Origin of the sequence: Rhizobium sp. RAF36 (genome assembly GCF_052114105.1) — a bacterium.
Taxonomy (GTDB): Bacteria; Pseudomonadota; Alphaproteobacteria; order Rhizobiales; family Rhizobiaceae; genus Rhizobium.
Window position 1 is genome coordinate 1 of the sequence record NZ_JBFREC010000024.1, and the last position, 1,423, is coordinate 1,423.

Genomic DNA, 1,423 nt, shown 5'->3' on the forward strand with positions numbered 1-1,423 from the left:
CCGCCAGAGGACATCCTCGGCGGTGAAGGCCCATTCGTTCTGCATGAGATAGCGCACCTCGGCCTCATAGAGATCCGATCCGAAATGCCTGCCGAGATCGGCCATGGATGCGGCCTTGCCAAGCAGCACATTGGCCCTGGTGCCATAGCGGCGCGTCAGTCGGCGGGCATGGCTGTCGGCGAGGAACGGATAGGCTGCCTTCAGCTTGCCAACCTCGGCCTCATAGCCCTCAGCCGGAAAATCTCCGCCGGGCAGATGGCTCTTCGCCGTCCACGGACTGCCCTTGATACCGATGGCCTCGCCGATCTTTTCCAGCGCATGTTCCGACAGACGCCGGTAGGTCGTCAGCTTGCCGCCGAAGACATTGAGCAGCGGCGCGGCATTCGCCTCGGTCCCGTCTTTCCCCTCGAGCTTCAGCACATAGTCGCGCGTCGCTTCCTGCGCCTTGGAGGCGCCATCGTCGAACAGCGGCCGAACCGCCGAATAGGTCCAGACGATATCCTCGGGCTTCACCGGCTCCTTGAAATACTCGGAGGCCGCATTGCAGAGATAGCTGGTCTCTTCTTCCGATATCCTGACATCCTTGGGGTCGCCGGTGTAATCGCGGTCGGTGGTGCCGATCAGCGTGAAGTCGCTCTCATAGGGAATGGCGAAGATGATGCGGTTGTCGGGGTTCTGGAAGAAATAAGCCTTCGGCCCCTCGAACTTCTTCCGGACGATGATGTGGCTGCCCTGGACGAGGCGGACATGCCGTGCCTCGTTCTCGCCGAACGCGGCGCGGATCACATGATCGACCCAGGGACCGGCGGCATTGACCAGCATGCGGGCCTGATGCGTAGAAGTCCGGCCGGACAGCGCATCGACCGTCTCGATCACCCAGATGCCGTTGTCGCGCCGGGCCGACACCACTTTCGTCCGCGGCATGATCAAGGCGCCGCGGTCGCTGGCATCGCGGGCATTCAGCACCACCATGCGGGCGTCATCGACCCAGCCGTCGGAATATTCGAAGGCTTTCGTAAACAGCGCCTTCAGCGGCTTGCCGGCAGGATCGGTTCGCATGTCGAGCGTTGCCGTTGGCGGCAAGAGTTTGCGGCCGCCGAGATGGTCATAGAGGAACAGCCCCAGCCGGATCAGCCAGGCAGGCCGGATGCCGCCCTTGTGATAGGGCAGCACGAAGCGCATCGGCCAGATGATGTGCGGCGCCATCGCCCAGAGCACTTCACGCTCCATCAGCGATTCCCTGACCAGACGGAATTCGTAATGTTCGAGATAGCGCAGACCGCCATGGATGAGCTTGGTGGCACCCGACGACGTGCCCGAGGCGAAGTCGTTCATCTCGGCCAGCGCCACCGAATAGCCGCGGCCAGCCGCATCCCGGGCGATCCCGCAGCCGTTGATACCGCCGCCGATCACGAATAGGTCG

The 1,423-nt window shown here is 63.0% G+C and carries 1 protein-coding gene; it reads right to left on the minus strand.

The window, feature by feature from the left end; translation table 11 throughout:
• Positions 1–1,423 (minus strand): glycerol-3-phosphate dehydrogenase (glpD, locus tag AB4Z25_RS29310; protein WP_442210563.1); only part of this gene is annotated, 1,423 nt, incomplete at both ends.